Genomic DNA, 24428 nt, shown 5'->3' on the forward strand with positions numbered 1-24428 from the left:
ATCCAGGCAGTGAGGCATCCGCGGTGAGGACGTAGCCGGAGCCGGAACGCGCCCGGCTCCGGCCGCTGCCGACTTCAGACGGTCGGGCCGGCGGGGTTGACCGGGCCGGGGGCGCCGGTGCCCGGGGTGCCGGGCGCGTTCTGGGCGGCGAGGGAGTCGCGGATCTCACGCAGCAGCAGAATCTGCTCCTCGACCTCTTCCTCCGCGCCCGCCTGGCGACGCTCGTTGAACTTGTTCATCGGTGTCACCACGACGAAGTACAGCGCCAGTGCCACCAGTAGGAAGTTGATCAGTGCGGTGATCACGGTGCCGGGCATCACCAGCGCGTCACCGATCTGGAAGGACAGGACGGTGTCGAAATTCGGCTCCCCGACCAGCCCGGCGATCAGGGGGTTGAGCACGTTGTCCACGACGTTGGTCACCACGAGGGTGAACGCCGCGCCGACGACCACACCGACGGCAAGGTCGATGGCGTTACCGCGGGCGATGAAGTCTTTGAATCCCTGGAACATCTCTGGTCCTCTCCCGAACCTCCCCGAGCCTGAGTACTCGAAGAGAGGGTGCAGAACGCATCGAAGCCGCTCGCACCTGCCAGCACAATAGCGCGCCGGCCGATCCGGGTAGGCCGCAATGATCTTGTCGGGCGCCACCAGAACGAATACTCTCCGATCACAACCAGTTGTCATATGCAATCAGAGGGAGGTGCGATGGGCGCTCTCATCGCCTGGAACGTGGTGTCCGCAGATGGATTCTTCGAAGGGGTCGACCCGTGGGACTTGAGTCACCACGAGTACATCTGGGGTGAGGACCTGCGCCGGCTCAGCCTGGACATCGGGCGGGAGGCCGGCCTTCTGGTGTTCGGCCGGAACACCTACGAGGGCATGGCCGCACATTGGCCCACCGACACCACTGAGCCCGAGATCGCCGATTACATGAACTCCATCGCCAAACTCGTGGCCAGCCGCACGCTCACCGAGGCGTCCTGGCAGAACACCGAGGTAACCGCGAACATCGTCGATGAACTGCGACGCCGCAAGCGCGCCGACGACCGGCCGATCTACGTGTTCGGCAGCGCCACGCTCACCCATTCCCTCCTCGAAGCCGGCCTGGTGGACCAGGTGCTGCTCGGCATCGCTCCGGTGCTCCTGGGCGCCGGGACCCCACTGTTCAAGGGTGCGCACGGCCCGCGCGGGCTGACGCTCATCGAGTCGCGAACCGTCGACACCGGTGGCGTGCTCATTCGCTACGGCGTGCCACGTGGTTCTGAGGAAGACGACCAGGCCGGGTAGCACCGGGTCCCGGTACCGCTGGGGCCGGGTGCGCCCTGGCGAGGCGGTGTTACTCGGGCGTCCCGTTCCGGAGCACGGCCCGGAACGGGGCGAACCCGCTGGCGCCGGTCAACGCAATCGCGTCACCGGCCCGGACCGCGAGGATCACCACGTCACCACTGCTCGGCGGGGCAAGCGTCCCGAACGGTCCCGCATCCTCCCCAGCCGCCTCGGGCAGACTCAGGATCACCGCGCTCTGGGTGATCAGATCGGCCTCCTCGCGTTGCCCACCGGTGTCCGCCGGGGCGAGGTAGAGGTCCACCAGATCCCCGGGCCGGGCCAGGCTCAGCACCGCGGGGTCGGCCAATCGCACCGGAGCCACCACGGTTCCCGGGGGAGCCCCGTCCGCCAGCCCCGGGCCCACCAGCATCGTGGTGGCCAGCGGCATCCCGGCCGGCAATCCCACCGACATCCGCAGGCCGATCAGATCCTCGGCAGCAGGCTGGTGGGCCGGCGGGTCGGGGTCGTGCCGCACGCGCAGGTCGTCGGCGCCGAGCACGATGCCGGCGCTGAGATCATGAGCGGCCACCACCACCGGTGTGGTGGCCGGGCCGGGCGGGCGCACCTGGAGCAGCACCACCGCGATCGCCGTGCCCACGCACGCCGCCGCGATCAGCCAGCGCATCCGCCACAAGGTGGCCCTGGTCCGTACCTTCATCGTCCTCCACCCCGTCCGAACGTGCCGGTGATGGCGCCACGGTAGGCACGGCACGGGCAGCCGGTTCGTGTTCAGCACCGCCGATGTGGACGGCCGGTCCCGGGTGGTGCGGCTGTGGAGGGGTGAGGACGGGACAGACCGGCGCGCCAGCCCTGCCCGGGTTCCCTCAGGTCGAGGCGCCGGCCTTGGCGGGGGTCTTCTTCGCCGTCGTCGACGTACTCGAGTCGCCGCCCGAACTCGAGGAGGAACCGCCGTCGGCCGTCTTCCCGTTGCCCGCGGACTCCTTCGCCGCAGCGGGCTTGCTGTCGCCGTTCTTGCTGGTGTCCTTGGCCGCACCGGACTCGGTGGTGGAACTGGAGCCGCGAGCGTCGTTTCGGTAGAACCCCGACCCCTTGAACACCACGCCGACCGCGGAGAACTTCTTGCGCAGCACCCCCTGGCACTGCGGGCACTCGGTCAGGGCGTCATCGCTGAACGCCTGGTAGATGTCGAAGGCGTGCCCGCACTCGGTGCAGGCATAGGAATAGTTCGGCACGTGCCCTCCGCTGGGATAAGCGCGGCCCGGGTACAGCAGCCGCCAGAGGGATTGTAAACGTTTCGGAGCGAAGTTGCCGTGACGTGGCCCACCCCGACGTGCAGCAGTGGTGTGACCGGCGTCGCGCCGCACCGCCCGCGGGGGAGTGTCGGGCACCGCCCGCAGTGGAGTGTCAGTGCGCGCCGGGCCATCGCGCCGCGTTACCCTGCCCAGTGTGAGTCCTCTCTCGGTCATGCGTCGCGTCTCCCTGGGGCTGGCTGCGGCCCTGGTGGTGGTGCTGGTGGCCGGGTTGATCACCACCGTGGCGCTGGTGCGACGCCCGCTGCCCTCCCTCAACGGGGAGTTCCGTGTTGACGGGCTGGCCGAGCAGGTGGACGTGATCCGCGATGAGAACGGCATCCCGCGCATCTACGCCCACAACACCGACGACCTGTTCCTCGCCCAGGGCTACGTGCACGCCCAGGACCGCTTCTTCGAGATGGACTACCGCCGGCACCTGACCGCCGGGCGGCTGTCGGAACTGGTCGGTGAGGCCGCGGTGGCGCCGGACACGGTGATCCGCACCATGGGCTGGCGTGCGGTGGCCGAGGAGGAGTGGGAGATGCTCGATCCCACCGTGAAGGAGTACCTGGAGTCCTACACCGAGGGCGTCAACGCCTACCTGCAGGGTCGCCAACCCAGCCAACTGGCGCTGGAGTACACCGTGCTGGGCTTCAGCGTCGAGGTGGAGGACATCGAACCGTGGCACCCGGTGGACTCCCTGGCCTGGTTGAAGGCGATGGCGTGGGACCTGTTGGGCAACTACTCCGACGAACTCCAGCGCGCCGCGGTGTTCGGCCAGACGGATGATCTGGAGATGGTCGAGGCGCTGTTCCCGCCCCACCCGACCGACCGGAACCTGCCGATACTGCCCACCGACGCCGAGTACGAGGCCCATGCCGCGGCACGAGAGACCAATCCGGATCAAGCGGCCGACGACGGCGAGGACGCCGAGGTCGAGGACGCTGATGCGGGTGCGGACGGCGCGCCGGTGCGTTGGCCCAACTCGATGCCCAGGAGGCGGTCGAGTTCGCCCTATCGGCGCTGACAGCGGTGCCGCACGCGCTGGGGGAGGGCGACGGCGTGGGCTCGAACTCCTGGGTGATCGGTGGAGAGCACACCGCTTCGGGGATGCCCCTGCTGGCCAACGACCCGCACCTGGGAGTTTCTGCGCCGGGCATCTGGTACCAGGTGGGTCTGCACTGCGTGGAGGTGAGCGAGGCGTGCCCGTTCTCGGTATCGGGATTCTCCTTCGCCGGTCTGCCCGGTGTGGTGATCGGACACAACGACCACCTGGCCTGGGGGCTGACGAACCTGGGCGCCGACGTCTCGGACTTCTTCCTCGAGCGCCTCTACCCCGACGGCACCTACCTGCACGACGACGAGCGGCTTCCCCTCGTGGAGCGGCGTGAGGTGATCGCCGTCAACGGTGGCGAGGACGTGGCGATCAACGTGCGCAGCACCCCGCACGGTCCGATCATCTCCGACGCGATCCATCAGACCCGGGAAGCCGCCGATACCCCCCTGCCGGAGGATGCTCCGCCGATGGGCCTGGCCGGGTTCGGGGTGGCGCTGTCCTGGACTGCGCTGGAACCCGGCCGCACCGCCGAGGCGATCTTCGCGATCAATACCGCCACCGATGCCGAGGACATCGCCGCCGCGGCCGCGCTGTTCGAGGTGCCCAGCCAGAACATCGTGTTCGCCACCACCGACGGCGACATCGGCTACCAGGCGCCCGGGCGCATCCCGATCCGCGCCGATGTGGCCGACTCGCCGGTGCCCTCCGACGGCACCTGGCCGCGACCGGGTTGGGACTCCCGCTTCGACTGGCAAGGTTTCGTCGAACCGGAGGACATGCCCGCACAGACCAACCCCGACGAAGGGTTCATCGTGGCCGCCAACCAGCCGGTGACCGGCCCGGCTACCGGCCCCTTCCTGGGTGTGGACTTCGACTACGGCTACCGCTCGCAACGAATCCGGGATCTGATCACCGCCCAGATCGAGGCCGGTGCACGGTTAACGGCGGCGGATATGAACGCGATCCACCTGGACGATCACAACCCCTACGCCGAAGTGCTGGTGCCGGTGCTGCTGGAGGTGCAGATGGAAGACGCCTTCGTGGCCGAGGCGGTGGAACTGTTCGAGGAGTGGGACTACCGCAACGCCCCGGATTCGGCGGCAGCGGCCTACTTCGCCTCGGTATGGGTGAACCTGCTGAACCAGACCTTCTGGGACCAGATGCCGGTGACGGACCGGCCCACCGGGGGCAGCCGCTGGCTGGAGGTGGTGACCCACCTGCTGGAGGACGAGGACAACGAGTGGTGGGACAACCGGGCCACCCTGACGGTGGTGGAACAGCGCGATGAGATCCTCTCCCTGGCCCTGCGTGATGCGCGCGAACAACTGACGGTGAGTCTGGGCAAGGACCCGCAGTCCTGGCAGTGGGGCCGGTTGCACCAGGCCGCGCCGCTGCACCCCGTCCTCGGTGAACAGGCGCCTGGCCCGATCCGCTCCTTCGTCAACCCCGACCCGCAAGAGGTGGGCGGCGGATCGTCGATCGTCAACGCCACCGGATGGGACGCCTCGGCATGGGAGGGCGGCTATCCCGACTACTCCGTCACCACCGTCCCCTCGATGCGCGCGGTGGCAGACCTGGCCGACTTCGACGCCTCCACCTGGGTGTCCTTCACCGGCAACTCCGGTCACCCGGCAGCCGATGCCTATGACGACCAGTTCGGCGCCTGGGCTGCGGGGGAGACCTTCACCTGGCACTACTCCCGTGCCGCGGTGGACGAGCACGAGGCCGACACCCTCACGCTGATCCCGGCCCACTGACCCCGCCGGCCCCGTCCGGCCGCCCCGGATCCCGGAGCCACCCGCGTTCGCGACTCACCGCCCACCGCCGTAACCGTCCAATTGCGCGCGTGTGGCGGGGCAGGGGGTGGTGGGAGCGCTGCAACTGTCCAATTGTGCGGTTGTGGCGGGGCTGGGGGTGGTGGGGTCGCTGCAACTGTCCAATTGGGCGGTTCGGGCGGTTCGGGCGGTTCGGGCGGGCGCGCGGGCGCGGGGGTGCGCGGGTGCGCGGCGGGCGCGCGGGCGCGGGGGTGCGCGGGGGCGCGGGGGGTGCGCGGGTGGGCGGGTGCGCGTGCTGGGGAGGGAGCGGGCGGCTCAGGCCAGGGTGCGCACGCCGTTCGGGGTGATGACGCCGTGCACGACATGGTCGTGCTCTGCCCGGGGCAGGGGTTCGTCACTGATCTCATCGTCATACGTCAGGGCGTAGATCGGTGCGCCCGGGGTGGCGTGGCGCAGCACCCGGTCATACCAGCCACCACCCTGCCCGATCCGGAAACCACCGGTGTCCACGCTGAGCGCGGGCACGATGATCAGGTCCGCCTCGCGGATCGCATCCTCACCCAGGCCCGGCCCGGCCGGCTCCGGAGGGCGCCCGGGCGCACGAACCTCCAGCGGCTCCCCGGGCCGGTACTGCGCCCAATCACGGCTCAGCCCGGCCCCCAGCATCGGCATCAGGATCCGGATATCGCGCTCGTGCATGCGTGCGATGAGCGCCTCGGTCCCCGGCTCGAACCGGCGCGAGGCGTAGATCGCCGAACACCCGACACCCTCCAGGAGGGCTTCGGCGTGTTCGGCGATCTGCTGGGCGGCCTTCGCGCACTCGCGCTCGGACCGTTCCCTGCGGTGTGCCCGGATGGCTTCACGGAGCAGGATCTTGGCGTCCTCGACCTCCAGGTCTGTCCCGGGAGGGAGGGTGCTCGACACTGACCACATACGCCAACTCTCTCATTAGTCCGATGAGGTTGTGCACCGATAACCTGCACCCATGTCATGTGCTTGGATCCGGACCGAAGAGATGCAGCGCCGATGAAGTCGGTCTCCGCCCATCTGCGGGCCATCCTCGACCTGCTGCAACCGCTGCCCCCGCTGGCCGTGGTGCTGCACGACGCCGTGGGTTGCGTGCTCGCCGAGGACGTCCTCGCCCCTGCGGACCTACCCACCCGTGACGTGGCCACCCAGGACGGTTACGCCGTGCGCTCGGTGGACGTGGCCGGAGCCAACCCCGACCGCGCGGTGAGCCTGCGGGTGCTCGATGAGGTGCGCGCCGGCGCCCGGGAGACCGAGCGCCTGGTCGCGCTGTCCTCGGTGCGGATCGCCTCCGGTGCGCCTATTCCGGTCGGAGCAGACGCCGTCGTCCCCTTGGAACGGACCGACCGCGGCATGGCCACCGTCCAGGTCCGCACTGAAGTAGGCCCCGGGACGAACGTGCGCACCCAGGGTGCGGACCTACGGGCCGACCAGGTCGCGCTGGCTGCCGGGGAACGCGTGGGGGCCCGGCAGATCGCGCTGCTGGCTGCGCTGGGCCGTTCGCGGGTGAGCGTGCATCCGCGACCGCGGGTGGTGTTGGTGTCGGTGGGCGATGAGCTGGTGGAACCGGGCCGGCGGATCAGCGCCGGCGAGGTCTATGACGCCATGGTCATGCCCTGGCCACGGCCGTGCAGGACGCCGGTGGGTCCACCTTCCGGGTGGCGGCGGTGCCCGATGAGCGCTCCAGCCTGCGCGAGGTGCTCGAGGACCAGTTGGTGCGGGCGGATCTGATCATCACCACTGGCGGCCTCTCGGCCGGGGCCAACGACACGGTCAAAGAGGTCCTGTCGCCGCTGGGCACGGTCCGGTTCGACAACGTCGCGATCGCGCCGGGCCGTCAGTTCGGAGTGGGGGAGGTGGGCGAGGGCACCCCGATCGTGTGCCTACCGGGGAACCCGGTGGCGGCGCAGATCGGGTACGAGGTGTTCGTGCGCCCGGCGTTGCTGTCCATGGCCGGGCACGCCGATCTGTACCGGCCGACCGTGACTGCCGCGGTCACCCGGGGGTGGTCCTCCCCGCTGGAACGGCGCGAGTTCGTCCCGGTGCACCTGACCGGGACCCCCGATGAGGGCTACCGCGCCGCTCCGACCGGGGACCCGCTGCTCCTGACGTCGATGTCCAGGGCCAACGCGCTGGTGGTGGTGCCCCAGGACGTGGGCCACGTGGCCACCGGCGACCGACTCGCCGCGATGGTGCTGGAGAGCTGACCATGCCTCCGGGTCGGGCGGGGCACGGCGCACCGCGCCAGGGGCCGGGTGGGGGAGCGATGCCCCGACCACCCCGGGTGGGTCGCGGCTCCCTGCGGGATGCGGACCTGCGCCACGGCCTGCGCGCCGGCGACCTGATGCTGCGCCGGATGAACCGGAGCGACCGGGCGGCCTGGCAGCGCCTGCGAGAGTCCAACCTCGACTGGCTCACGCCGTGGGAGGCCACCAACCCGGGCCCGCCAGCGCCCTCGATGACGTTCGCGGAGTACGTGCGCCAGCAGCGCGTCCAGGCCCGCCAGGACATCGGGTACGCCTACGTGCTGGAGTGGCGCGGACAGGTGGTGGGCCAACTGACCATCGCCGGGGTGGCCCGGGGTTCCCTGCACTCGGCACACATCGGCTACTGGATCTCCGAGCACGTGGCCGGGCAGGGGCTGATGACCAGGGCGGTCGCGTTGGCGATCGACCACTCCTTCGGCGCGTTGGGGCTGCACCGGGTGGAGATCAACGTGCGCCCGGAGAACGCCGCCAGCCTCCGGGTGCCGCAGAAGTTGGGTATGCGCGAGGAGGGGCTGCGCCGGCGCTACTTGCACATCCAGGGGCTCTGGCGCGATCACCGCAGTTTCGCCGTCACCGCCGAGGAAGTCACCGGCTCGATGCTGGATCGGCTCTCGGCCCCGGAATGACGGCGGGAGCCGGTCGGACCCGGCCCTGCGGGCATTGCCACACCGGTCTTGGCCATGTCGGCACCGACACGCCGCACCGGCTGATCGATTCGCCCGCCCGGCGGTTCTACCGTCAGGAGGGTGAGCACGGGACAGGTCGAGAGCGTCGCAGGGTTCGTCCTGTTGGCCATCGTGCTGATGTCTCTGGGCTACCTGCTTCCCGCGCTGATCCGCTCCCGGCAAGTGGTGAGCGATGCGCGGGTCGATGACCGTTTCTCCACCAACCTGCGGGTGCTGGCCCGCGCCGGTGGAACCCCACCCCAATACTCCAGCACCGCTCGGGTGTACCTGCACACGCCCAGCGCCCGTGAACCGGAGGCCCCGATGGACCGCCAGCCCGCCCCACCCGCCTCGCGTAGCGCCGCCGAAGCACGCCGGGTCGCGGCGATGCGCGCCGCCCGCGCTGCAGCGGCGAGCCGACGTGCTGCGGCCGCACGCCGTCGTCGGGTCCTGCTGCTCGGTCTGGTGTTCCTCACCGCCGCGCTGTGGACCCTGTTCGCCACCATCACGCTGCCGATCGCCGCGCCGATCGTGGCCTCGGTGCTGCTGGTGGCCGCCGGGGTAGCCGGGCGTCGCGCGGCGGTCCGGGCCGCTCTGGCGGAGAGCCGCGAGGCCGAACGCTCCGACCGCCCGGCCCGCACCGACCGCAACCCGCGACGGCGCAGCGCCACCGGGTCGTCCGCCGCCGCCGCGCGCCGAGCGAGTCGAGCAGGATAAACCGACGACGGCGACCGGTCCGCTCGCGGTGCGGCACGCCCGTCGTAGTTCCCAGGGTGAGGCCGCCCCCGCTCCAGCCGAGACGCAGGAGGGAGGCGAAGCCACGAAGGCCGCGGTGGCCGACGGCGGCACCGGCGAGGACGCACCGGTCGCCCCGCCCAAGCGCACCCCGGTCAGCGAACGCACCGGAAGCCTGCGGATCTCGGTGGATCCGGCCACGATCGACAATCCGGTCGCCATCGACACAGCCGAAGGCTGGACGCCGGTCCCGGTGCCACGGCCGACCTACACCCTCAAGGCACCCGCGCCGCGCCGGGAGGTGGCCGCCTATGAGTCCCCGCAGTGGGAGTCCGCTCCCGCGCCGGCCGATGCGGAGGTGGAGCGGGAGTTGACGCTGGCCGAGGTGGAGCAGACAGTGCGTGCGCGCACCGACGCCCAGGCGCCGCCGGCCACACCCGAACAGGTCCTCGCCGAGCAGGAGTCCGCCCGTCTCGATACCCAGGGCGAGGCTGCCACCGCGGCCGGGGTTACGTCGTCGTCGGCTCCGGTTGCGGCCACCGGCACCGATGAGGCCAAGCGGCCCACGATGGATCTGCAGTCGGTGCTGGAGCGTCGCCGCGCCGTCGGGCAGTAGTCCGCACCTGGCGGTAGTCCATGGCGTCGTCCGGGCGCCGTCGCTGAGTGGGCCGCGGCGGGTGCGCCCGGAGTGATGTGGTCCGCGCCACCAGGGGTGGGAATCACCGGGCACCGGGTGATAATCTTGGTGCTGCCTGGGGCTATGGCGCAGTTGGTAGCGCGTCTCGTTCGCAATGAGAAGGTCGGGGGTTCGAATCCCCCTAGCTCCACCAGAGGGTGAGGTTGTCGGCCAGTTGGGCTTTGCCGATACCCCGACGCCCGCCTATGGGTGTCGGCCTCTAGGAGAGTTCGCGCACCTACTCAGTCCGGTGAACGGCGGACTCGATAGCTTAGGTGGAGCACTCGTTCGCCTTGAATGGCCACGTCGGGATCCTCCAACAGATGCTGCGCGTCGACCGACCCGAAGTAGCGTTTGCCGGACCCGAACACCACGGGTACGACGTCCATGCGCACCTCGTCGACCAGACCCGCGGCAAGGACCTGGCCCCCAACGTCCCCGGCGCCGACCTCGACCACGCGGCCACGTGCAAGTTCCTGTGCCTTCGCCACCGCGGCCTCGATGCCGTCGACAAAGTAGAACGGCGCCCCGGGATGCCAACCCTCGGGCCTGCCCCGGTGGGTCACGACGACGACGTGGTCGATCCCGCTCGGCGGCGTTCCGTCCCAGCCGTCCGTCATGTCGAAGACGTGGCGACCTACGATTGTCACCCCGATCTGGTCCCAGTAGGCCCGAGTGTGATCGTAGGATGCCTGCGACACCGTCAAGAATCCGCTGTCGTCCAACGGCACGTCGCCGCTGGTCAACCAGTCGAACAGAGGTCCGGGCCGGTCGTTCTCGTCCGCGATGAAGCCGTCGACCGACACCGATGCGTACATCACCACCTTGCGCATGGGACTCTCCTTTGCTCTGGTACCCACAACCTAACGAGTCGTGAGCCGTCGGACTTGTAAGAAATCAATCCGCCGGCGCTCCGTGCGCGGACATTAGGCTCGGGTTCGTGGTCAGGGCTGTGTTCGTCGGCGGTCCGACCGGATCCGACGCGCCGCGCCTGGTGAGTCGTAGTCGGTGTTGGGTCACATTCGTCACGGCCGGTGCGTCATTCCGGTAACGGCTACGGAAGGAAGGGCGATCGGTGTGAATCAGACGGAGGTCTTTGAGCGGGAGCGGCCTCGATTAGTTCGCCTGGCAACCGGTGTGCTGAACGATCACGCCGAGGCCGAGGATGTGGTGCAGCAGGCATGGCTGCGGCTGGAACGTTCCGACACAGACATCGACTGCCTCCCGGCGTGGTTGACGACGGTGACCACCCGCCTGTGCCTGGACCGGCTTCGCTCCAGGACGCCGGTGCCGGCGGAGGAGATAGAACCAACCAGCCTCGCGCCCGATGTCGCGGAGGAAGTCTCCCTGGCTGACACGGTCGGCGTCGCCCTGCAGGTGGTACTGGATCGGCTCTCGCCGCAGGAGCGCGTGGCGTTCGTGCTGCACGACAGTTTCGGTTTCGAGTTCTCCACAGTTGCCGCCATGCTCGAGACCACACCGGTGGCGGCCCGCAAACTGGCCTCACGGGCCCGCGCGAAGGTGCGCCAACCCTCGTCCGAGGACCAGGCGTCCAACTGGGAGGTCGTTGACGCGTTCATGGCAGCAGCGCGTAACGGGGAGTTCGAGCGGCTGATACGGCTCCTTGCCCCTGAGGCTGTGGTCAGTGCCGATGCCGCCGCGGTCCTCGTTGGCACGCCGGAGCGGATCGAGGGCCGTCACGAGGTGGCGACGTTCTTCAACGGCAGCGCGCACGCTGCGCTGCCGGTCTACATCGATGACCGGCCTGCTGCGGCCTGGTTCCACCGAGGAGAGGCGAAGGTCGTCTTCGATTTCACGCTGCGCAACGGGGTGGTCAGCACGATCACCTTCCGCGCGGAGCCCGACGTGCTGGCCCGGGTGTCGCGCCGCGAGGGTCCAGAACGACGCTCCTGATCTCGGCGGTCACACTCGCCGGTTCCTGCTCGTCACCAAGATGTAGGACTCACCATCACCGCTACCACCAGAGGGAAACGACCATGAAGACTATGACCTGCCGCCAGCTGGGAGGGCCCTGCGGCCTCGAACACACTGGCGAAACTGCCGACCACGTGATCAAAGCCCACGATCGTCACCTCAGGGACGCGGTGAAGGCCGGCGATGCCTCCCACCAGCCGGCTCGTGACGCCATGAAAGGCCGCTGGCGCCATCCGAAGAAGTCGCTCGATTGGTATCGCGATGTGCAGAACACCTTCGCCGACCTTCCCAAGAACTGAGAACCCCGCCATGACGTGCGTACGAGAAGCGACAGTCCGATGAACCCGACGACGAGCCCGACACTCGTCCCCAGGAACAGCCAGGATGTGCCCGGTGGAGTGGTGCACCCACTACCCACCGACCTGCGCGAGGCAGTCATCGGCAACACCTCCGCTCTGGCGGCCTGGCAGTCGATCACGCCCCTGGCCCGCAACGAGTTCATCTGCTGGGTCGAAGACGCCAAGCAAGAGACCACGCGTCAGCGCCGCATCCGCGTCGCCTTGGATAAGTTGCAGAACGGTGAACGCCGACCATGCTGCTGGCCCGGATGCAAACACCGGGAACCCGGCCGGCTCAGAAGACCACGCCCGTGATCATCAGTACGCCAAGTATGCCCACAACGCCGTTTCCGGTCAGCGTTGTCAGGTGTCGAAACCGTGCACCGGTCCGCCAGCGCAGGATGGCTCCAGCGAGCACCAACAGAAGCTGCCAGCTCAGTGATGCCAGCGCGACCCCCGCGACGAACAGTGCGGCAGCGACAGTGGAGGTCGAGAGTGTCGATAGGCCGGTCACGATCGCCGCGAAGTAGACCAGGGTCGCTGGGTTGATCGCCGTCAGGCCGAAGAACAGCAGGTAGCGGTGGCTGGACCGTGTGTGGGGGGCGTCATCGCTAGGCCTGGCCTCGACGATCGAGCGTCTCGTCCGGACCAGGTTCCAGACGGCGAGCGCGACCAGGGCTGTGCCACCGGTGATTCCCGGCCACGGAGCCCAGGTCGCGATCACCGGCGCGAAAGCGGCACCTGCCGCCACAGCGGTAGTGCAGTAGAGCAGGTCCACGGTTGCGACCGCGAGAGCTGCGGGTGCACCGCCGGCCCACCCCCGGAGAGTTCCCTCGTGGATCAGTAGGACTCCGATGGCTCCGAGAGGGACCGCCAGAGCCAGCCCGGCGACCAGGCCGGCCCCGAACACGGCGATGAACTCCATGCCGACGAGTGTCAGGGCTACCAGACGAGGTAACTGCACGAATGTGTCATCACGTGAGATAATTCGCATGTGGACCGTATCAACGAGCAGATCATCAGCATTCTCCACGTGGATGGCCGCGCTTCGTTCAGTGCGATCGGGCGACAGGTCGGCTTGAGCACCAATGCTGTCGCGGTCAGGGTCCGACGCCTGGAGAACAGCGGTGTCATCGTGGGCTATCGAGCGGTGCTGGGCTCCGACGTCCCCGAGAGCACCACTGGGCTGGAGGCGTTCATCGATGTGCGCCTGCATCCGGACCGTGATTCAGAAGAGTTTCTCGCTTGGGCGGTCGGAGTTCACCAGATCATCGACGCGGTGCACGTCACCGGCCCCTACGACTACCTGCTGCGCGTGCGCGCCAGAGACACCGCAGCGCTCGACCGTCTGCTCAGACTGCTGAAGAAGGACGCCGGAGCTGCCCAGACACAGACCCGGCTCGCTCTCCGAGAGGCAGCTGGGCCGGCCCCGTCGCCGTAGCGCCGCGTGCCTCGAGGCTGCCGGCTGGCACCACTCAGGCCCGCGCCCAGATCCGTAGGCACCGGGCCATGATGTGGAAGGGGAGTGCGTTCGCCTGCGTCTGGTCCACCGTGCCGGCCAGGTGCACCCCGAGTTCGGGGCAGGTGAACAGCCAGGTGCCGGTTGAACCGGAGTGTCCCACAAGGGTGACCGGGGCGTGCGAGGGCGACATGAGCCGGTTCACCGTGAAGATCATCGTGCCCAGCCCGTAGCGAAGGCCCGGTGCGTTGCGCAGTCGGTTGGCGCGTTCGGTGAGCAGGTTCGGGGTGCCGGGGTCCCGGAACGGATGACCAGCCACCAGCGCGCGTTCGAAGGCGAGCAGGTCGCCGGTGGTGCTGATCAGGTCGTTGCTGGAGGCTATGACGCGGTCGACGGTCACCCGGCGGCGCCGGGCATGCAGCGGCGCCGTGGCCGGCAGGTCCGGTGCCGCGGGCCGACCGGCGGGATGCCAGGTCCGGTCCAGGCCGAGCGGGACGGTGATGCGCTCGGTGAGCAGATCGGGGAAGGAGCGGGGCGGTCACCGACTCCAGGATGCGGATCAGTAACTGGAACCCGGTGTCGGAGTACCGGGCCCGCTGTCGGGGCGCACCCAGGTCCTGCGGATCGAAGTGCGGGCGTTGCTGGTTGCGGGTGATGTCGAGGACGTCGTCGAAGTCCCAGGAGGTGTCCTGGCCCGCGCGCAGTTGCTTGAATAGGCTCGGTGCCCCGCGTCGTCGTTCGAAGAAGTCCGGCAGGCCGGAGGTGTGGCTGGCGAGGTGGCGCACGGTGATCTCGCCCGAGCGGTCCCCTCCGCCGCGCACGTGCAGCCCGGTGGTGACCGAATCGGGCAGGTAGGCGGTGATGGGTGCGTCCAGGTCGATTTCGTCGCGTTCGTAGGCCTGCAGCAGCAGCGTGATGATGAACCGCTTGGTGATCGAGGCGATGAAGAACGGTGTGGAGGGGCGGATCTGCAGTTCGTCGTCGGTCGGTCCGGCAGCACCTGACCAGGACCGCCCATCATCGCCGGCGATGGCCAGGTTGACGTGGTGCAGCCGGGACCTGGCGCTGAGGGTGCGCACCAGGTCCTTCAGGCCGGCATCGACGTCAGCGCTGACGCGGTTGTCGGGTGCGAGGAAGGTGCGCCGTGGCGTTCGCATCGAGGTCCTTTCATTGGAACCTGTCTACTAGACATGTCTATGAGGGTCAACAGAATAGACTTGTCCGGTGGCACACGTGATCCTCGGGCTCCTACTCCTGCGCCCGCAGAGCCTGTACGAGTTGATCAAGAACGTCGAGGTGGGCGTCTCCCTCGTCTACAGCGCGAGTTCCGGCAGCATCAAAAGGGCTCTGGACAGCCTCCTGAGCAAGGGCCTGATCGAGGTCGCCAGCGTGGAACCCGGCGGTCGGGGTAAGAAGACCTACCGCACCACCAAGGCGGGCCGGCAGGAGTTCCACGAGTGGATGACCGGGGAGATCACCGGGCCTCAGTTGGAACTGGCGGCGCTGCCCCGGCTGTTCTTTCTGGGTCTGTTGGAACCGGGGGACCGCTCGCCCGTGTTGCGCAGAATGCAGGAGCGAGCCGCCGCAGATCTCGCCGAGTTCACCGAATTGGAGGAGCGCCTGGACACCATGGAGGTGCCTGCGGAGCTCAGCGACGTGTTCGCCTACCAGCGCGCCACGCTGGACTACGGGATCACCATGGGTCGCCATGCGGTGGCGTGGTTCGACGCGTTGGCGCAGCGGGACGGCGCCGCATCCGGCCAGTGAGGCGGATAGTGCGGATGACGGCGTGATGCGCGTGGAGATGGCACTGGCGACGGCGCCGGTCATCGCGGCGACCTGACGGCGTGCCTGCGACTGTGTGATGGCGTCGTCATCGCAGCCAGCGCTCAGGCTCGATGCCCTACCGGGAGCGGCCCGTCGGTGCTCGGGTCTGTCGTTAACGATTGCCTGGGTTCGTGCGAGTCTTGACCTGGAGTGCACTCCAGGCAGCACAGTGATGACACGAAGCCCGGAAGGAGTGATCCCATGACCACGAACATCACCCGCACACCCCCACGCAGACTCGGCCGCGAAGGTCCCGAGGTCTCCGCGCTCGGCGCCGGGACCTGGGCCATGGGTGGCCCATTCACCGTCGACGGCCGCGATGCGGGATGGGGACCGGCCGACGACGAGGTGAGCCTGCGCGCCCTACGCACCGCCTTCGACCACGGAATCACCCTGATCGACACCGCGGCGATCTACGGGACCGGGCACAGCGAACGCGTCCTGGGCCGGGCCCTGGCGGAACTGAACCCGGACGCCCGGGATCACGTCGTCGTCGCCACGAAGTTCGGCCACCTCTTCGACGAGGCCACCCGCACCGACCGCGGACACGACGTCTCCGCGGCCAGCATCCGCACCCAGTGCGAGGCGAGCCTGCGGCGGCTGGGCATCGAGGCCATCGGCCTCTATCAACTCCATGGCGGCGCCCGGAGCCTCGCCGAGGCCGAAGACGTCGTCGCCACCTGTGAGGAACTGGTCGATGCCGGGAGATCCGGTGGTTCGGCACCAGCCAGGACGCACCGGAGATCGTCGAGACTTTCGCCTCATCGCGGTCTTGCGTGGCCGTGCAGACGCAGGTCAACGTGTTCGGGTGGTCCTCCGCAGTCCTCGACGTCGCCCGCCTCCACGGGCTCGCCGTCCTTGCCCGATCACCGCTCGCGATGGGTCTGCTCAGTGGCCGCTACGCGCCCGACCGCCGTCCCGGGCCGGGCGACGTCCGGCTCGACACCCCTTGGTGGACGTACTTCGACGAGGGTGAGATGCACGCCTGGTTGGAACGACTGGACCGCGTCCGCGAACTCCTCACCGCCGGGGGGCGCAGTCTGGTCCAGGGTGCGCTGGGCTACCTGTGGGCCCTGGACGAGGCGATCATCCCGCTGCCCGGCATCCGCACTCCCGAGCAGGCCCAGGAGAACGCCACCACCCTCGAGTTGGGGCCGCTCCCGGCGCCCGTCGCTGCGCAGATCACCGAACTGCTCGCCGACTCCCCGGAGCGCCGCTGAAGGTCGCGACAGCCCCAACCTCGTCCCGGGGAGGCAACCATCCCGGGGCGATACTCTGCCCGGACGAAGGGAGCAGACATGGCACGCGTGATCGGAATCGGAGGATTCTTCTTCCGGGCACGGGACCCGGACCGGCTCAGCGCCTGGTACGCCGAGCACCTCGACGTGCTTCGGCCACCGGCCTCCTACGACGCGCCGGCGTGGAACCAGGCAGCCGGACCGACCGTGTTCGCCCCGTTCGGTGGTGACGGGCCGAACGACCACCTCGGCCCGTCCGGGTGGGGGCTGAACCTACGGGTGGACGACCTCGACGGCATGATCGAACGACTCCGTGGCGCCGGGATCGACGTTTCCCTCGACCCCGAGCCCTATCCGAACGGACGGTTCGCCTCGCTGCACGACCCCGAGGGAAACCCCGTCCAGCTCTGGCACGTCGCGGGGCCCGCGACCTCGTGACGACGGACCGAGGAACTGACCACCCCGGGCCCCCGGCGCCGTTTCAGCGATCGCGTCAGGGACCGGTCACGAGGGTCAGGTTGTGCTGGAAGCGCAGGCGCTCGCTGCTGCTGGGCCAGTGCTCGGCCAGGAGTTGCCGGTAGATCATCGCCGCCTCCCCCGGACGCCCGCTCTCGTCCAGCCAGGAAGCCTTGTGCTCACGGACGAAACTGCGATAGACCCGCTGCTCCAACGCGATGCCCTGGTCGTAGGCCGCTTCGACCTGCCGGGCATCGGCGCCCGACTTCTGCAGCACGGTGGCGAGGTTGACCGCCATCACCGACCGATCGACCTGCGGCAAGGTGGCGCTGCTGATCAGACGATGGAATATCTGGACCGCCTCCTGCGCCCGGCCCTCCTCGAAGGCCGCGTTGGCTTGCTGCGTGAGGTCCGAGTACTCCTGATGGTCCATGGCCAGCAAAGTAGCGGATCAGGGTGTTGAGCACCTCGCATCCCGCGTCGAGAAGCCCTTTTTCTGGGTTGAGCGCGCGCTATCGCCCGGGCCCGCGCACACTGATCTCCTCCCTCGAGCCATCCCGCGTCGAGACGGATCAGAACCGGAAGGACCGAATCGATGACTGAGGACATCAACCGCCCACCCCAGGGCCCCACAGTCTCAGGCGGGGGCGTCACCGATCCAGTCGGTGATCCCATGCCCCAGACGTCCGAGCCGATCGCGGCTACCGGGTCGCACGACTCCGGCGGCGCATCCGCTGACAGCAGGGCGGATACAGCCAAGCAGGAAGCAACCAAGACCGCTCAGAACGCTCAAGCACAGGCCGCGCACGTGGCCGAGACCGCCGCGGACGAGGCCAGACAAACCGTCGGGGAGGCCAAGCGCCAGGCGATGGATCTGCTGCGGCAGACGTCGACCGAACTGAACGAACAGGCCGGGACCCAGTTGGAACGGTTCACGAACGGACTTCAAGGGTTCTCCTCCCAAGCGCGCCAGATGGCCGATGGAGCCGAGCAGGACGGAACCGCCGCGACCCTCGTGCGGTGGGCCTCGGAAACCGCCGGCGACGCCGGGCGCTGGTTGGAGGGTCGCGACCCTTCGGCGGTACTGGAGGAGGTCAAGCGTTACGCCCGTCGTCGTCCGGGCATGTTCGTGCTCGTCGCCGCAGGGTTGGGCCTGGCGGCCGGAAGGATCGCGCGCGGTCTCAAGGATGCCGGGCAGGACGACGGCGGTGATCACGCGGCGGGCAGTGGCGCTTCACCGGCGTCCGCACCGGCCGCAGTGACGGGAGGGGGCACGTCCGGCGCGGCAGTGCCGGTGCCGGCAGCGGCCCCGCCTCCAGTACCGGCAGCGACCCCACCCCCGGTGCCGCCCCGACCGCGCACCGCAGACAGGGTCCCGCCCCCCACCATTCCGCCCGCGCCGCCGCGCCCCTCCGGCGGCCAGCACAGCGGGCCGTATGACGAGGGAAGGGCCACCTGATGACCACCACCCCAGAGCACAGACCCGACCCTGCGGTCGGGCCCAGGTCGCAGGCAGGAGGGGCAGGCAACGCCGCACCCCACCCCGCCGCAGCCGGTCCCCCGAGGCCTCCTCGACCTCCCGCCCCGAGGACGCATCTGTCGGAGAGTTGCTGGGCAACCTCACCGCTGACTTCTCCACCCTGGTGCGCCAGGAGGTGGAGTTGGCCAAGGCCGAGATCACCGAGAGCGTCAGCAAGGCCGGGAAGGGAGCCGGACTGTTCGGTGGCGCGGGCGTGGCCGGGCACTTCGTGCTGCTTTTCGCTTCGCTCGCCCTGTGGTGGGCGCTCGGCGTGCTGCTCAGCGCGGACGGAGCGGACTGGCCCGCACTGGGCTGGTCCGGCCTGATCGTCGCCGTCCTCTGGGCGATCATCGCCGCAATCTTGGCCGTCACCGGCCGCAAGGAGATCAAGGAGATCGCGGGCATTCCCCAGACCACCCGGACCGTCAAGAAGATCCCGGACGCCGTGAAAGGACAGGAACACCGATGAGCACCAGAGACCCAGATGAGATCCGTCGAGACGTCGAACGCACCCGGGCTGACCTCAGCCGGGACGTCGACGCGCTCACCGACAAGACCAGCCCCCGGAACATCGCCCACCGTCAGGGGGAGAAGGTCCGTGACGCGGTCGCCGGGGCCAAGGACAAGGTCTTCGGGGCCGCCGAGGACGCCTCGGACTCGATCGGTGCCCAGACCTCCCGAGCCGGTGACATGGCACGCGAAGCCCCGCACCGGGTGAAGGAGAGGGCTGAGGGCAACCCCTTGGCTGCCGGCCTGGTCGCCTTCGGCGCAGGATTGCTGGTCGCCGGGCTGATCCCCTCCTCCCGCAAGGAACGTCAACTCGTGGATCAGGCCAAGTCCAGTGACGCGGTCAGCCACGCGACCGAGGAGGTCAAGTCGATGGCAAGCGAGAGTGCCGAGCACCTCCGCGAGCCCGCCGAGCAGGCGGTGCAGGAGGTCAGGGACACCGCCACCGAAGGCGCGCAGCATGTGCGCGAGGAAGGCACGGACGCCGCTCAGGACGTTCGGTCACGGGCCGAGGACTCGGCCCAGAACGTGCGCGGGAGCAACTGAACCCAGTCGGCCACTCCCACGGACGAAGGTCCCCGGCACGTACGCCGGGGACCTTCGTCTGTGTGTGGGGTGGCAGGGGTGACCATCTGCTGACGTGAACCCGTGGGGCCGGGCAGGTGCGTCGTCGGACAGGCGGCGACGCCGTCGGGCGGGCTATTGCGTCGTCCTACCGTGTGCGGCGGGTCCGGCCTCAGCGGGTGCTGCCGCCCCGGCGGCTGCGGCCACCCCGGCCGCGGGCGCGACCCTCGCCACGGCCCTCGCCCTTTGCGCCCGCGCTACGGCGGATCGTGGCCGCCTCCTCGACCAGGTCCGCACGCTTGTCCTTCTTCTTCACGATCTGGGTGTCGTCGCGGGGCGGCAGTTGGATGTGTTCCTCGGCCGGCATGTCACTCTGCAGTTCACGGCCGCGTTCGAGTTCGGCGTCGAACTCAGCGCCGAAGAGGATGGCCAGATTCATGATCCACAGCCACAGCAGGAAGATGATGACTCCGGCCAGCGCGCCGTAGGTGGCGTTGTAGGAGCCGAAGTTGGCCACATAGAAGCCGAGGCCCGCGGTAGCCAGGGCGGCCGTCACGATCGCCAGGAGCGCTCCGGGGCTGACCCAGCGCAGTCTCTTCATCTTCACGTTCGGGGTCATGTAGTACAGCAGCGCGAGCACCAGCATCACGATCAGGACCAGCACCGGCCACTTCGCGATGTCCCACACCAGCACCGCCGTCTCACCCAGGCCCACCAGATCCCCGACCCAGCGGGCAACCGGGCCGCTGACCACCAGGATCAGCGCCGCGATCGCGACCAGGATGATCAGCACCGCGGTCAGCAGGTACATCAGCGGGCGCAACTTCCAGATCGGACGCCCCTCGGCGACCTCATAGACCGCGTTCATCGCCCGGCTGAAGGCGTTGACGTAGTTCGACGCGGTCCACAGCGCGGTGAGGATACCGATGACCAGACCCAGCCCGGCGCCCTGGCTCTCCGTGATCGAACTGATCGGTCCGCGCAGTTGGTCGGCGGTGTCCTCGGGCAGGTACTCGGTCAGCATGTTCAAGATCGCGTTCGTGGTGGCCTCCCCCTGGCCGAGCACGCCGAGCAGGGAGACCAGCACCACCAGCGCCGGGAACATCGACAGCACCGCGAAGTAGGTCAGGGCGGCGGCCCGGTCGACGAGCTGGTCGCGGGTGAATTCCGCGGCGGCCCGCTTCAGGGTGTACTTCCACGTAGGCGCCTTCAGGTCCGTGGGACCTTCGGGGTTGCGGTCCCCGGTGCGCGCTGCCTTCTTGGTGCTCATGGCAGAAGCGTCATGCACTTTGGCCGAGTCGGCCACCTGAACGCGGCCCCGGGGCTGCTGACCTATGCCGGTAACCTCCGGACGGTGAGCACCAACTCCCCGCCACTGCCCCCGTGGCCGGACACCCCGCCCAGGCACGGGCGAGTGCTGCTGCGCGCAGTGACCGAGCAGGACGTGACGATGGCCAGGGACCTTTCGACCGATCCCTATGTTCCCGCCACCGGCTCCCTGCCCGCCCGGGCCACCCCGTCCCAGGCGCGTGCCTGGGTACGTCGCCAGCAACGCCGCCACGCGGAGGGGAGCGGCTTCTCCTTCACGATCGCCGTCGCCGCAACCGGTCGCGCAGTTGGTCACTGCGGCCTGTGGCTGAGGGAGTTCGGAGCAGGGCGCGCCAGCGCCGGGTACGCCCTCGCCCCCTTCGCCCGCGGACAGGGCCTGGCCGTTGACGCGCTCACCGCGCTGACGCACTTCGCCTGGACCGTGCCCGGGCTGTTCCGGATCGCGTTGTACATCGAACCCGACAATCACGCCTCGATCCGCACCGCCGAGGCCGCCGGCTACCTGCGCGAGGGTCTGCTCCACAGCCACCAGGAGATCGCGGGCCGGCGCCGGGACATGGTGCTCTACGCCGTCGTCAGGCCCAGTGGTACGGCGACGGATGCACCGGTGGCCTAGGAGCTGGCCGTACCACGGCACCGGCAGGCGGAACAGCAGCGAGACATGCTGGACCGACGCGCCCGCCGGCGGGCACACTGGCAGGCGATGACCCAGCGCATTCCAGGCGGCGTGCCGATCCACACCTGGGTGGACCGGCTCATCCACGAGGCCCGGGAGCGGGGCGAGTTCGACAACCTGCCCGGTGCCGGCAAGCCCCTACCCGGCCTGGACGAACCGGTGCATGAGGACTGGTGGGTGCACCAGAAGATCCGCGAGGAAGAGGTCCCGGCCCACGTCCTCCTGCCCCCCGCTCTGCAGTTGCGCAAGGAGATCGCGGAGTTGCCCGAGGTGGTGCGGGACCTCCCGGATGAGGAGTCGGTCCGCGCGGCGGTTCACGAACTCAATCGGCGGGTCGCGGAGTGGATCCGCGCTCCCAGCGGGCCGGTGCTGCCGGTCGGGCGCGCCGACGTCGAGGAGGTCGTCGTCACCGGGTGGCGCACCGCCCGTAGCCGGACGGCCCCGGCAACGCCCGACGACGACGCAGCCTCGGGTGGGCAGGGCGGTGCACCCGGGGACGAACCAGCCGAGGTGCCACAGCCGCGCCGTGCCCCCTGGTGGCGCCGGATACTTCGACGCGAACGCCGGACCTGAGCGCTCAGTGGGGCACGCCGGGGGTGGCGCCCACCCCGGCGATGACCACCTGGTAGGGGGCCATCATCTTCCCCCGGGTGGCGGTGGTGCCGAGCACCACCGCCAACTCATCCGCGCCGCCCGCGCCGCCCGCGCCTGCGCCACCCGCACCGCCCGTACCCGCCCGGCGCAGCAGGGCATCGAGCCGGTCGCCGAGCACCTGGCGGGGGCGCCGGATGGGCCGCCCGGTCAGGTTCACCTCCACCAACCACACCTCACCGTCGGGGCCGGTGCGCAGCCACCCGAAGTAGTGGCGGGACCGGGGAGCGCAGAAGTGCACGTCGCCCTCGGCCAGGGCCGGATGAGCCCGGCGCAGTCGGATCAGGTTCCGGTAGAAGTTCAGCACCGAGCCGGGTTCGCCGTCCTGCTCCAGCACGGTGAATCCGCTGGAGTCCTCCACCCCGGGTTGCCACGGATCGCCGGCGCTGAACCCGGTGGTCTCTCCCGGTTGCCAGCGCATCGGCACCCGGGAGTGGTCCCGCGCCCCGGGCAGCACCTCGGCCAGGGCCTGGGCCTCGGTGCGCCCCTCCTCCCGCAACTGCGCGAAGCGGTCGCGTGACTCCACGTCCCGCAGGTCGATCACCGAGGTGAAGTCCTGGTTGATCGCCCCGATCTCCTGGCCCTGGAAGATGAACGGGGTGCCGGGCAGCGTCAACTGGATCGTGGCCAGCACCTTGGCCACCGCGGTGCGCTGATGGGGGATGTGGTCCTTGTCCCCGAGTGCCTTGGAGACCATCCGCGGGTTGTCGTGGTTCTCGATGAACAGGGCCAGGTGGTCATCGGGACCGAGCCGGGCCAGGTAGTCCTGATAGTAGGTCTTCAGGTATCGCAGGTCGTAGCGGTAGTCGTCCCAGCGGATGCGGCCGGGGTTCTCCAGCACGTCGAAGTTGAACACCAGGTCCAGTTCACCGCGTCCGGCCGCACTGAGCAGGCGTCCCATCTCCACCCCCACTCCCGGGGTCTCCCCGACCATCACTCCCACCGGATCAGGGGGCAGCCGGTCGCCGATCAGGCCGTCGCGGTCGCGGGCCCGGGCGGTCGAGGCAGGTGCGGGTTCGTCGGGGGAGCGGGTGAACCCGTCGGCGCGCAGTTCACGCAGGTAGGTGTGCAGGTTGGGGCCGTAGAAGTAGTTCTCGATCCCGGGGAACCCGATCAGGTCCCCGATTCCGTCGTCGCCGTCGGGCAGGCCGGGCCGTTTGGAGATCAAGTTGATGACGTCGAGGCGGAAGCCGTCGATGCCCCGTTCGCGCCACCAGCGCACGATGTCGGCGACCTCGCGGCGCACCGCGGGATTGTCCCAGTTCAGGTCCATCTGCCCGGGCGCGAACAGGTGCAACGCCCAGCGCTCGGCCTCGGGGATCCACCGCCAGGCCTGGCCCCCGAAGAACGCCCTCCAGTTGTTCGGCGGCGGCCCGGACCCGTCCTCACCCGCGAGGCCCGGACGCAGATGGTAGTACTCGCCGTAGGGTCCATCCGGGTCCCGTACCGCGGCGTGGAACCACTCGTGCTGATCGGAGGTGTGGTTGACCACCAGGTCCAGGATGATCCGCATCCCCCGTTGGTGACAGCCCGCGATCAACTCGTCCAGGTCCTCCAGGGTCCCCATCTCCTCCATCACCGCGCGGTAGTCACGCACGTCATAGCCCATGTCCATGTTGGGGGAGTCGAAGATCGGGGACAGCCACACACAGTCCACCCCCAGGTCCGCCAGGTAGTCCAGGTGGGAGATCACCCCGCGCAGGTCCCCGATGCCATCGCCGTCGGAGTCGGCGAAGGAGCGGGGATAGACCTGATAGAAGACGGCGGAGTGCCACCAGGGGGCGGGAGGTGGCGCCGTGCCCGGGGGTACTGGGACGTCGTGCGGCCCGTCCGGGGTGCCGGACCGCTCGGGATGGTCGGCAAGCACCGCGAGGAAAGCGTCGGCGAAGCCCGGGCCGACGCTGCGGCGGGCCAGGCGCGCCACGGCGGCCAGGGGCAGGTTCGCCACCACCGGGTTGGTCACCCACCGCCGGGAGCGTCCGAGTTGGAGCAGTACCTTGTCGATCGCGTCCCGGCCCACCGGGTGGGCGTAGACGTCCTTGATCCTGGTCTGCCCATCGGGTCGGGCCATCGATACCTCCACGTGGTTCGGTTCGCGCTGATGTTCTCGCACTTCGACCCGCGGCGCCCGGGGAAGGGCAGTGCT

29 protein-coding genes, 1 tRNA gene and 2 pseudogenes are annotated in these 24428 nt (G+C 69.4%); 21 read left to right on the forward strand and 11 right to left on the reverse strand.

The genetic code is table 11. The annotated features are described in order from the left end of the window. Positions 1–74: 74 nt before the first annotated feature. Positions 75–512 (reverse strand): large conductance mechanosensitive channel protein MscL, encoded by a 438-nt coding sequence (gene mscL / locus ACRRRO_RS11705; protein ID WP_424797097.1) that lies wholly within the window; start codon positions 510–512, stop codon positions 75–77. 195 nt (positions 513–707) lie between these two features. Between mscL and ACRRRO_RS11710 the strand changes: the two genes are divergently transcribed. Next, positions 708–1289 carry a dihydrofolate reductase family protein gene (locus ACRRRO_RS11710; protein WP_424797096.1) on the forward strand — a complete coding sequence of 194 codons (582 nt, stop codon included), beginning with the start codon at positions 708–710 and terminating at the stop codon, positions 1287–1289. Between the two features lie 49 nt (positions 1290–1338). Here the strand turns inward: ACRRRO_RS11710 and ACRRRO_RS11715 are convergent, their stop codons facing one another. Together ACRRRO_RS11715 and ACRRRO_RS11720 are read right to left on the reverse strand one after the other, a co-directional pair. Further along, a complete protein-coding gene (locus ACRRRO_RS11715) occupies positions 1339–1986 on the reverse strand; it encodes an SAF domain-containing protein (protein ID WP_424797095.1) in 648 nt (215 codons plus the stop codon). A 166-nt stretch (positions 1987–2152) separates the two neighbouring features. Beyond that, on the reverse strand, positions 2153–2521 hold the full coding sequence (locus ACRRRO_RS11720) for an FmdB family zinc ribbon protein (protein ID WP_424797094.1): 369 nt from the start codon (positions 2519–2521) through the stop codon (positions 2153–2155). Positions 2522–2735: 214 nt separating this feature from the next. On the opposite strand from ACRRRO_RS11720, the gene ACRRRO_RS11725 reads away from it, so the two are divergent. Further along, a complete protein-coding gene (locus ACRRRO_RS11725; RefSeq protein WP_434080303.1) occupies positions 2736–3608 on the forward strand; it encodes a penicillin acylase family protein in 873 nt (290 codons plus the stop codon). Next, positions 3557–5395, forward strand: a complete 1839-nt coding sequence (locus tag ACRRRO_RS11730) for a penicillin acylase family protein (protein WP_434080304.1) — start codon at positions 3557–3559, stop codon at positions 5393–5395. Before ACRRRO_RS11725 ends, ACRRRO_RS11730 begins: the two co-directional genes overlap by 52 nt. Before the next feature lie 333 nt (positions 5396–5728). On the opposite strand, the gene ACRRRO_RS11735 is transcribed toward ACRRRO_RS11730, so the two are convergent. Beyond that, positions 5729–6346 (reverse strand): 5-formyltetrahydrofolate cyclo-ligase, encoded by a 618-nt coding sequence (locus ACRRRO_RS11735; RefSeq protein ID WP_424797092.1) that lies wholly within the window; start codon positions 6344–6346, stop codon positions 5729–5731. A 93-nt stretch (positions 6347–6439) separates the two neighbouring features. On the opposite strand from ACRRRO_RS11735, the gene ACRRRO_RS11740 reads away from it, so the two are divergent. The 6 genes from ACRRRO_RS11740 (at position 6440) to ACRRRO_RS11765 (ending at position 9937) form a co-directional block, all read left to right on the forward strand. Continuing rightward, entirely contained in the window at positions 6440–7171 is a 732-nt protein-coding gene (locus ACRRRO_RS11740) for a hypothetical protein (RefSeq protein ID WP_434080305.1), read from the forward strand. Then, positions 7099–7647, forward strand: a complete 549-nt coding sequence (locus ACRRRO_RS11745; protein ID WP_434080306.1) for a molybdopterin-binding protein — start codon at positions 7099–7101, stop codon at positions 7645–7647. Before ACRRRO_RS11740 ends, ACRRRO_RS11745 begins: the two co-directional genes overlap by 73 nt. A 59-nt stretch (positions 7648–7706) precedes the next feature. Continuing rightward, positions 7707–8333, forward strand: coding sequence for a GNAT family N-acetyltransferase (locus ACRRRO_RS11750; protein ID WP_424797090.1), 627 nt, complete (start codon positions 7707–7709; stop codon positions 8331–8333). A 120-nt stretch (positions 8334–8453) separates the two neighbouring features. After that, positions 8454–9089 carry a hypothetical protein gene (locus tag ACRRRO_RS11755; RefSeq protein WP_434080307.1) on the forward strand — a complete coding sequence of 212 codons (636 nt, stop codon included), beginning with the start codon at positions 8454–8456 and terminating at the stop codon, positions 9087–9089. A gap of 28 nt (positions 9090–9117) precedes the next feature. After that, entirely contained in the window at positions 9118–9723 is a 606-nt protein-coding gene (locus tag ACRRRO_RS11760; RefSeq protein WP_434080308.1) for a hypothetical protein, read from the forward strand. Positions 9724–9861: 138 nt separating this feature from the next. Then, positions 9862–9937, forward strand: a tRNA-Ala gene (locus ACRRRO_RS11765). A gap of 88 nt (positions 9938–10025) precedes the next feature. On the opposite strand, the gene ACRRRO_RS11770 is transcribed toward ACRRRO_RS11765, so the two are convergent. Next, the gene (locus ACRRRO_RS11770; RefSeq protein ID WP_424797088.1) at positions 10026–10616 is read right to left on the reverse strand and encodes a dihydrofolate reductase family protein; all 591 of its coding nucleotides are present in this window, start codon (positions 10614–10616) and stop codon (positions 10026–10028) included. 244 nt (positions 10617–10860) lie between these two features. On the opposite strand from ACRRRO_RS11770, the gene ACRRRO_RS11775 reads away from it, so the two are divergent. From ACRRRO_RS11775 to ACRRRO_RS11785, 3 genes are all read left to right on the forward strand, one after another. Further along, positions 10861–11697: a sigma-70 family RNA polymerase sigma factor gene (locus tag ACRRRO_RS11775; RefSeq protein ID WP_424797087.1), complete on the forward strand. Its 837-nt coding sequence runs from the start codon at positions 10861–10863 to the stop codon at positions 11695–11697. A gap of 83 nt (positions 11698–11780) precedes the next feature. Further along, positions 11781–12017 carry a hypothetical protein gene (locus tag ACRRRO_RS11780; RefSeq protein WP_424797086.1) on the forward strand — a complete coding sequence of 79 codons (237 nt, stop codon included), beginning with the start codon at positions 11781–11783 and terminating at the stop codon, positions 12015–12017. A 39-nt stretch (positions 12018–12056) separates the two neighbouring features. Then, on the forward strand, positions 12057–12371 hold the full coding sequence (locus tag ACRRRO_RS11785) for a YdeI/OmpD-associated family protein (RefSeq protein WP_424797085.1): 315 nt from the start codon (positions 12057–12059) through the stop codon (positions 12369–12371). Here the strand turns inward: ACRRRO_RS11785 and ACRRRO_RS11790 are convergent. Beyond that, a complete protein-coding gene (locus tag ACRRRO_RS11790; protein ID WP_424797084.1) occupies positions 12352–12981 on the reverse strand; it encodes a LysE family transporter in 630 nt (209 codons plus the stop codon). The two genes, ACRRRO_RS11785 and ACRRRO_RS11790, sit on opposite strands and share 20 nt — an antisense overlap. Positions 12982–13050: 69 nt before the next feature. Here ACRRRO_RS11790 and ACRRRO_RS11795 point away from each other — a divergent pair, with 69 nt between their 5' ends. Next, on the forward strand, positions 13051–13497 hold the full coding sequence (locus ACRRRO_RS11795) for an Lrp/AsnC family transcriptional regulator (RefSeq protein WP_434080309.1): 447 nt from the start codon (positions 13051–13053) through the stop codon (positions 13495–13497). 34 nt (positions 13498–13531) lie between these two features. Here the strand turns inward: ACRRRO_RS11795 and ACRRRO_RS11800 are convergent, their stop codons facing one another. Then, the gene (locus tag ACRRRO_RS11800) at positions 13532–13915 is read right to left on the reverse strand and encodes a hypothetical protein (RefSeq protein WP_434080310.1); all 384 of its coding nucleotides are present in this window, start codon (positions 13913–13915) and stop codon (positions 13532–13534) included. Next, positions 13887–14672: pseudogene (locus ACRRRO_RS11805) on the reverse strand (serine hydrolase domain-containing protein); the annotation flags it as partial. The gene ACRRRO_RS11800 and the pseudogene ACRRRO_RS11805, both read right to left, overlap by 29 nt. Before the next feature lie 67 nt (positions 14673–14739). Between ACRRRO_RS11805 and ACRRRO_RS11810 the strand changes: the two are divergent. From ACRRRO_RS11810 to ACRRRO_RS11820, 3 genes and pseudogenes are all read left to right on the forward strand, one after another. Next, positions 14740–15282, forward strand: a complete 543-nt coding sequence (locus ACRRRO_RS11810) for a PadR family transcriptional regulator (RefSeq protein ID WP_424797081.1) — start codon at positions 14740–14742, stop codon at positions 15280–15282. Between the two features lie 348 nt (positions 15283–15630). Further along, a pseudogene (locus tag ACRRRO_RS11815) lies at positions 15631–16562 on the forward strand (aldo/keto reductase). A gap of 78 nt (positions 16563–16640) precedes the next feature. Next, complete coding sequence (locus ACRRRO_RS11820; RefSeq protein WP_424797079.1) at positions 16641–17018, forward strand: VOC family protein; 378 nt, start codon at positions 16641–16643, stop codon at positions 17016–17018. A 55-nt stretch (positions 17019–17073) separates the two neighbouring features. On the opposite strand, the gene ACRRRO_RS11825 is transcribed toward ACRRRO_RS11820, so the two are convergent. Continuing rightward, positions 17074–17469: a hypothetical protein gene (locus ACRRRO_RS11825; RefSeq protein WP_424797078.1), complete on the reverse strand. Its 396-nt coding sequence runs from the start codon at positions 17467–17469 to the stop codon at positions 17074–17076. A gap of 162 nt (positions 17470–17631) precedes the next feature. On the opposite strand from ACRRRO_RS11825, the gene ACRRRO_RS11830 reads away from it, so the two are divergent. The 3 genes from ACRRRO_RS11830 to ACRRRO_RS11840 all read left to right on the forward strand — a co-directional run bounded on the left by ACRRRO_RS11830 (position 17632) and on the right by ACRRRO_RS11840 (position 19608). Beyond that, a complete protein-coding gene (locus ACRRRO_RS11830; protein ID WP_424797077.1) occupies positions 17632–18495 on the forward strand; it encodes a hypothetical protein in 864 nt (287 codons plus the stop codon). Between the two features lie 148 nt (positions 18496–18643). Then, entirely contained in the window at positions 18644–19024 is a 381-nt protein-coding gene (locus ACRRRO_RS11835) for a phage holin family protein (protein ID WP_424797076.1), read from the forward strand. Then, positions 19021–19608 (forward strand): DUF3618 domain-containing protein, encoded by a 588-nt coding sequence (locus ACRRRO_RS11840; RefSeq protein WP_424797075.1) that lies wholly within the window; start codon positions 19021–19023, stop codon positions 19606–19608. The genes ACRRRO_RS11835 and ACRRRO_RS11840 overlap by 4 nt, the downstream gene beginning before the upstream one ends. A gap of 190 nt (positions 19609–19798) precedes the next feature. Here the strand turns inward: ACRRRO_RS11840 and ACRRRO_RS11845 are convergent, their stop codons facing one another. Continuing rightward, positions 19799–20896: a YihY/virulence factor BrkB family protein gene (locus ACRRRO_RS11845; RefSeq protein ID WP_424797074.1), complete on the reverse strand. Its 1098-nt coding sequence runs from the start codon at positions 20894–20896 to the stop codon at positions 19799–19801. A gap of 84 nt (positions 20897–20980) precedes the next feature. On the opposite strand from ACRRRO_RS11845, the gene ACRRRO_RS11850 reads away from it, so the two are divergent. Both ACRRRO_RS11850 and ACRRRO_RS11855 read left to right on the forward strand, forming a co-directional pair. After that, the gene (locus tag ACRRRO_RS11850) at positions 20981–21571 is read left to right on the forward strand and encodes a GNAT family N-acetyltransferase (RefSeq protein WP_424797073.1); all 591 of its coding nucleotides are present in this window, start codon (positions 20981–20983) and stop codon (positions 21569–21571) included. 87 nt (positions 21572–21658) lie between these two features. Continuing rightward, entirely contained in the window at positions 21659–22204 is a 546-nt protein-coding gene (locus ACRRRO_RS11855; protein ID WP_434080311.1) for a DUF1992 domain-containing protein, read from the forward strand. 4 nt (positions 22205–22208) lie between these two features. Here the strand turns inward: ACRRRO_RS11855 and ACRRRO_RS11860 are convergent, their stop codons facing one another. Further along, positions 22209–24353, reverse strand: a complete 2145-nt coding sequence (locus ACRRRO_RS11860) for an alpha-glucosidase (RefSeq protein ID WP_424797071.1) — start codon at positions 24351–24353, stop codon at positions 22209–22211. Between the last annotated feature and the right edge of the window lie 75 nt (positions 24354–24428).

Origin of the sequence: Sanguibacter sp. Z1732, from assembly GCF_051020515.1 — a bacterium.
GTDB lineage: Bacteria > Actinomycetota > Actinomycetes > Actinomycetales > Beutenbergiaceae > CALKWS01.